This window comes from Micromonospora sp. NPDC007220 (assembly GCF_040634035.1).
GTDB classification, from domain to species: Bacteria; Actinomycetota; Actinomycetes; order Mycobacteriales; family Micromonosporaceae; genus Micromonospora; species Micromonospora reichwaldensis.
Window position 1 is genome coordinate 188,498 of the sequence record NZ_JBEYEU010000008.1, and the last position, 6,730, is coordinate 195,227.

3 protein-coding genes are annotated in these 6,730 nt (G+C 75.8%); all 3 read right to left on the reverse strand.

Annotation, left to right across the window (positions count from 1 at the left end; translation table 11 throughout):
- Positions 1–406: 406 nt before the first annotated feature.
- A complete protein-coding gene (locus ABZ573_RS17850; RefSeq protein WP_358119114.1) occupies positions 407–1,039 on the reverse strand; it encodes a hypothetical protein in 633 nt (210 codons plus the stop codon).
- A gap of 91 nt (positions 1,040–1,130) precedes the next feature.
- Complete coding sequence (locus tag ABZ573_RS17855; RefSeq protein WP_358119116.1) at positions 1,131–2,162, reverse strand: MBL fold metallo-hydrolase; 1,032 nt, start codon at positions 2,160–2,162, stop codon at positions 1,131–1,133.
- On the reverse strand, positions 2,159–6,577 hold the full coding sequence (locus tag ABZ573_RS17860; RefSeq protein ID WP_358119118.1) for an amino acid adenylation domain-containing protein: 4,419 nt from the start codon (positions 6,575–6,577) through the stop codon (positions 2,159–2,161). The genes ABZ573_RS17855 and ABZ573_RS17860 overlap by 4 nt, the downstream gene beginning before the upstream one ends.
- Positions 6,578–6,730 lie beyond the last annotated feature (153 nt).

A 6,730-nucleotide genomic window follows, 5' to 3' on the forward strand; every position in this document is an offset into this window, starting at 1 on the left:
CCCGGCCGCCCGCAGCGACGGCACGCGGACCTCGGTCCACGGCGGCATCCTGGAGTCGGGAAGCGCCGGGACCAGGAACCGCCCCCGCGGGTCGTCGACGACCGCGACGGTGGCCGCGCTGGCCGCGTCGAGGGGGGCAGGTGGCGATCACGTCGGCGGCGACGAAGCCGGGAACCGACCGGTGCGGCCGTCGGGCGCGACGCGATCGGCGGTCAGGCCACCGGGCGCGGACCGGGACAGAGCTGCGAGGCGACCCGCATCAGGTCGACAACCCGGCGGGAGGTGAGCAGCGGTACGCGCGGCATGACCCCGTTTTCCTACTGGATCAGTAGGAATACAAGTCCCCTTCGCCCGCCGGTGGGCCGAAGGGGGTCGGCGCGCTGCCCCGAGCCGGCGGTACGGGCCGTCAGCGCCGGCGGGCGTACGCCAGCGGCAGAGGGCTCGCCTGGCCGCTCCACGTGCCGGTCAGCACGGCGCCCTCCGACGCGGTGCCGCCGTCGGGGCGGCGCACGACGGCCAACTCCACGGAGTCGGTGACGATGACGGTGAGGTCGTCCTCGACCACGCGGCGCACGGCGCCGACGGGCGGGACCTCGGCGCCCCGGGTGCCGCTGCCGGCGATGGTCATCGACAGCTCGCGGTACTCCCGCTGGCCGTCGGCCTCGAAGTACTCCTGCGCCTGCCCTGCGTCGGCGAGGACGGCCGCCGCCAGCGTCGCGGCGTAGACGGGATCGGCGCACGCGTCGTACACCCAGCGGCGGCCGAGCACGGAGTGCTCGGTGGTGCCGACGAGCCAGTCGTCGCCGCCGTCGAGGGGCGCGCCGCGGTAGGTCAGCGGAACCTGGTGGATCGGCCCGTCGCCGGCCCTGACGAGCAGCGTCTCGACGCCGACGGCGCCGGCCGGGTCGTCGAACCGGTAGGCCGCCACGCGCTCGACGTCGACGCCGGCCGGCCCCTGGAACCAGGGTCGGCCGGGCAGCCACGCCGCCAGGAGTGCGAACTTCGTGGGGCGCATCTCCGCCCGGTACAACAGCGCCATACGCCGCATCGTAGGGGCACCCCCGTGCCCCGCGCTGACCCGGCCGCACGCGACGCGTCCGGCGCGAGCGGGGCCCGGCGGGTCAGGCGGGTCAGGCAGTGGCGTAGCGGCGCAGCCCGTCGACGTCGGACCGGGTCAGGCGGCCCTGGGCGACCAGGAGTTCCAGGTGCGCCGCGGTCTCGGTGACGGCGAGCATCGCGTTGAACACGTCGAGGTCGGCCAGCCTGTGCTCCCGCCGGGTCCAGCGCAGCCGCGCGGCGACCTCGTACGCCGAACTCGCCCCCCGGGCCACGGCGGCCTCCGTCTCGTCGAGCCGCGCGCCGTGGTGCGCGACGAGTTCGTCGACCCGCGCGTGCACGCTGGGGGTCACCGGCCCGTGCGCCGGGAGCAGCCGCGCGTCCGGTCGCCGGCGCACCAGCGCGAGCGATGCCAGGAAGTCGCCGAGCGGGTTCGCCGAGAGTGCGGCCTCGAAGCCGATCGAGGGCGTGATGGTGGGCAGCACGTGGTCACCGGCGAACAACAGGTGCGAGCCGGTGTCGTGGAAGACGACGTGCCCGCGCGTGTGGCCCGGCGTCTCGACGACGTGCAGGGTGCGCTCGCCGTGCCTGATCTGCTGACCGTCGTGGAACCAGTCGTCCGGCAGTTCCCAGTCCTCGGTGCTCAGCCGCGTCCCGGTCAGCCCCGCCAGGGTGTCGGCCAGCTCGCCGGCGCCCAGCAGTCGCAGGCGGCCGAGCTGCTCGGCGAGCGGATTCCGGTGCGGCGTCATGGACGCCGCCAAACTGTCGCGTTCGCCGGCGCCGAGGCTCACCCGCATGCCGTACTCGCGGCGCAGGTGCACGGCCTGCGTGTAGTGGTCCCGGTGCACGTGCGTGACGAGGAACCGGCGCACGTCCCCCAGCGAGCAGTCCAGCTCCTTGAGTGCCGCGTCGAGCGCGGAGCGCGCCTCGGCGATCGCCCACCCGGAGTCGACGAGCACGAGACCGTCGTCGTCGCGCAGGACGTACACGTTCACCGCGCGCAGGCCGTCGTTCGGCAGCGGCAGCGGCACGCGGTGGACGCCGGGGGCGACCTCGAACGTTCCGGGCGTGGTCCAGTCGTCGGAGTTGCCGGTGCCCGAGGTCATGATCCGACCATAGTCCGCCCCGCGACCTGCCCCGGCTCCTCGTCGGCGGCCGCGACGAGAATGGCGACGAAGCGGTCGCACCAGGCCACCACCGTGGACCGGTCGAACAGGTCCGTGGAGTACTCCACGACGCCCCGCAGGCCGCCCTCGTGCGGGGTGAAGACCGTGGCGTAGTCCCGGCGGGCGCAGCCGAGCCCCTGGTCGGTGACGTGCGCCACGAGCCCCGGCAGCCGCACCTCCGGCATCCCCGGATTCCAGCCGAACAGCGTCGTGGCGACCGGTGGCGGCATGCCGACCCGCCAGTGCGGGTCGAGGGCCGCGTACACCTCGGCCAGGGGCGCCGGCTGGTGCCGGAGCGCGTCGAGGAACACCCGGTCGGTGCCCGCCGTCAGCTCCGCGAAGGACGCCGCGCGCGCCAGCGGGGGCCGCATCAGCAGCGGGCTGGTGAACAGGCCCACGACCGACTCGTCCTCGCGGTGGTCGCGGTGGGCGTACGGGCAGGCGAGGACCACGTCACGCGTGCCGGTGAGTTCGCGTACGAGCAGCGCGTACCCGCTGGCCAGGACCGGGAACAGGGTCGTGCCGCAGCGCTCGGCGAGGCCGGTCAGGCGGTCGGTCAGCTCGGCCGGGACGTCGAAGGCGAACTCGCTGCCCCGGCCGGACGGCCGCGCCGGCCGTGGGCGGTCGGCTGGGAACGACACCGCGCGGGGTGCTCCGGCGAGCTGGTCCCGCCAGTACCGCAGGACGTCCGGCGGGACTGCGGTCGCCCGTTGCCGGCGCGCGTGGTCGACGTAGCGTGCCGTGGGCGCGGCGGGGGCCGCACCCTGGCCGGTCTCCGCGGCGTAGCCCCTTCCCAGCTCGTCGAGCAGTTGGAGCATCGACCAGCCGTCACCACAGAGATGGTGCACGACCAGCATCAGCACCCACGCGTCGTCGTCCAGCCGCGCCAGCCGGGCCCGCAGCCATGGTCCCGTGTCCTCCGGGAAGGGCTCGCGGCCGGTCCGCACGCACCACTGCTCGACCTCGTCGGCGGCGAGGTCGCACACCGGCAGCGTCCCCGGCCGGGCCGGGAGCACCTCCTGGACCAGCTCACCGGCGCGTTCCACCAGGCGGGTGCGCAGCGCCTCGTGCCGGGCGGCCAGGCCGTCGACCGCCCGTTGCAGGGCCGGCACGTCGAGCCGACCGGCGAGGGTCACCCGTACCGCCATGTGCACGGCCGGCGGGTCGGGGGCCTGCCGCTGGCGATGCCACATCAGTTCCTGCGGGTAGGTCGCCGGCGCCCGGTCCACGACCTCGGACCCGCCGTCCGCGGTCGCCAGGTCCCGCGCCATCGCCCGGATGCCCGGGCTGCGCAGCACCCGGTGCGTGCCGACCGTCAGGCCCAGCAGGTCCGTCAGCCGGTTCGCCAACCGTACGGCCGCCAGGGAGTGGCCGCCCGCGGCGAAGAAGGGGACGTCCACCGGCAGCCGGGCCACCCCGAGCTCGGCGCACCAGGAGTCGTGGACGAGCTGCTCCATGGCGGTGCGGGGCCGGTCGGCGGCGCCCGTCACGGCGGGCGCCGGCAGCCGCGACCGGTCCACCTTGCCGTTGTCCGTGGTGGGCAGGGTGTCCAGCAGCACCCAGGCCCGGGGCACGAGGTGTGCGGGCAGGCGCTCGGCGAGCACCGCGGCGAGTCGCTCCGCGCGGGTCGCCGCCGGTTCCCCGTCGTCGTCCGCCACGACGTACGCGGCGAGGTACGGCTCGTCGCCCCGGTCGTGCCGCGCGATGACGGTGGCCTGGCGTACCCCGGGCAGCATGGCCAGCTCCGCAGCGGCCTCGCCGGGCTCCGTCCGCTGTCCGGCGATCTTGACCTGGTCGTCCACGCGGCCGACGAACTCGAGGGTCCCGTCGCCCCGTTCCCGGACCAGGTCCCCGGTCCGGTAGACCCGTGCCCCGGGCAGGCCAGGATCGGGCAGGAAGGCGGCGGCGGTCGCCGCGGGTCGGTCGAGGTAGCCCCGGGCCACGCCGGTCCCGCCGACGTACAGCTCCCCCACCGCCCCCCGTGGCACCGGCACACCGCGCTCGTCCAGCAGGTACAGCCGATGGTTGTCGACGGGGGCGCCGATGTCGACCGGCCCCGGGACGTCCGCCCGCACCGGACCCGCCGTGGCGACGATGCTGCACTCGGTCGGACCGTAGGCGTTGATCACCTCGGCCGGGAAGCCGGCGGGCGGTCGGCGCCGGAGCTGGCTGCCGCCCACGACGAGCGTGCGCGGGGCGTGCGCGGGCATCGGAAGGGCGAAGACCAGCTCGGCGAGCGGCGCCGGCAGGAAGGCCACCGTGACGCCGCCGCGGGACCACTCCTCGACGAGGGCCGCGGGGTCGCTCCGCGCCTCCTCCGGTACGAGATGCACGGTGGCGCCGGCGGCGAGCGCCGGATGGATCTCGGCGAGGTTCGCGTCGAAGCCGAGCCCGAGCGCGTGGCCGACGGTGTCGGCTCCGGTGAGGGCCAGGGCCCGCACGTGCCAGTCGATGGCGTCCACGGCGGCCCGGTGCGGCACCAGGACGCCCTTCGGCCGGCCGGTCGAGCCGGACGTGTGGACGCACCAGGCCACCTGCTCCGCCGTCGGCACCCGGCCCGGGGCCGGCAGGTCCGGGTCGCCGGGATCCTCGACCCGCAGGCAGACCGCGTCCGTCGGCGCGTCCACGTCCCTCGTGGTGACCAGCAGCCGGGCGCCACTGTCGGCGAACAGGGTGGCCACCCGGGCGGCGGGCAGCCCCGGGTCGAGGGGAAGGAAGCCCGCGCCGGCGATCAGCACGGCGAGCTGGGCGGCGATCAGCTCCGGTCGGCGCGGCAGCAGCACCGCGACGAGGTCGTCGGGCCCGACGCCAGCGGCGGCGATCCGGCGGGCGAGCAGGTCGGCCCGCTCGCGCAGTTCGCGGTACGTCCACCGGGTCGTCCCGCACACGACCGCCACAGCGTCCGGGGTGCGGGCCGCCTGCCGCAGGAACAACTCGTGCAGCCGGGCGTCGCCGACGGGTGTCCGCGGCCCGTGCAGGCGGTCGGCGGAGTCGTCCAGGTACGCCGCCAGGCCCGACAGCGGCTCGTCGGGCTCCCGGGTCGCCCGGTCGAGCAGCCGCTCGACGTAGTCCAGCAGGCGACGCACCGTCGCCCGGTCGAGCACGTCGGTCCGGTACTCGACGTGGCAGCGCACGGTGTCGCCGTGGGACAGGTAGACGACCAGGTCGACCGGGGCCTTGTCCAGGCCCACCGGGATCGGTTCGGCGGTGACCCCCGGCAGGTCGAACAGGAACGCCGGGGCGCCGCGCTCGTACTCCACGACCACGTCGAAGAGCGGGTGGCGGCCGGCCTCCCGGTTCGGGGCGAGCGCGCTGACGAGGTCGTCGAAGGGCACACCTGCGTGTTCGTACCCGTCCGCCGAGCGGTACTGGACCCGGGCGAGCAGCTCCCGGAAGGTGGGGTCACCGGCGAGGTCCAGCCGCAGCGGCATGGTGTCGACGAAGAACCCGATCAGGTCCTCGGAATCCTCGTCGCGGCCGCTCATGCCGGTGCCGATCACCAGGTCCGGTTGGCCGCTGAACCGGAACAGCGCCACGCCGATCGCGCTGAGCAGCGTGGTGAACGGGGTGACCCGTTCGACGCGGCTGAGCTGCCGGACCCGTTCGGTCAACTCCACCGGGATCTCCACGAGGAGACTCTCACCGGCGGCCGAGACGGTGGCCGGTCGCTGCCGGTCCGAGGGCAGCACGAGGGTGGGCGGCAGCGGATCGAGCAGGTCGAGCCAGTACGCCAGGCTCTTGTCCACGCCGTCCCGGGCCGACCGGGCACGCGCCCTGGCCAGCTCCGGGTAGGTGACCGGCAGCGGGGGCAGCGCGGCCGTCGTACCGGTCGACCGAGCCCGGTAGCACGCGCCGACCTCGCGGGTCAGGACCGCGTACGAGCCGCCGTCGGTGGCCAGGTGGTGGAACGACATCACCAGCACGTGGTGTGTCGGGGAGAAGCGCAGCAGCTCGAACGCGAAGACCGGCCCCTCGACGAGGTCGAACACCCGCGCGCTCTCCCGGGCCATCGCGGCCCGCACCACGGCGTCCTCGTCGGCACCGGCATGCTCCCGCACCGGCAGGTCGACCGTCGCCGTCGGCCGGACCACCTGGCAGGGTTGCCCGTCGACCTCGCGGTAGGTCGTCCGCAGTGGCGCGTGCCGGTCCACGACGTCCTGCAACGCCCCGCGCAGCGCCGCCGTGTCGAGCGCGCCGCACAGCCGCACGGCCGCGCCCTCCGTGTAGGCCGGGGTGCCCGGGTACGCCTGCTCGACCAGCCACAGCCGCCGCTGGCCGGGCGTCAGCGGCGCGATCTCGACGGTCGGTGGCGCGGCGATCCCGACGGCCTCCCGCGCCGCCGTCCCGACGACCATGGTGGCCGGGGCCGGGGCCGCAGCCGGGGCCGGGGCCACAGCCGGGGCCGGGGCCACAGCCGGGGCCGGGGCCACAGCCGGGGCCGGGGCCACAGCCGGGGCCGGGGCCACAGCCGGGGCCGGGGCCACAGCCGGGGCCGGGGCCACAGCCCG

Bases quoted from the DNA above. Each gene is read 5' to 3' on its own strand.
- ABZ573_RS17860 (WP_358119118.1), bottom strand. From the start codon at position 6,577: ATGGTCGTCGGGACGGCGGCGCGGGAGGCCGTCGGGATCGCCGCGCCA.
- ABZ573_RS17855 (WP_358119116.1), bottom strand. From the start codon at position 2,162: ATGACCTCGGGCACCGGCAACTCCGACGACTGGACCACGCCCGGAACG.
- ABZ573_RS17850 (WP_358119114.1), bottom strand. From the start codon at position 1,039: ATGGCGCTGTTGTACCGGGCGGAGATGCGCCCCACGAAGTTCGCACTC.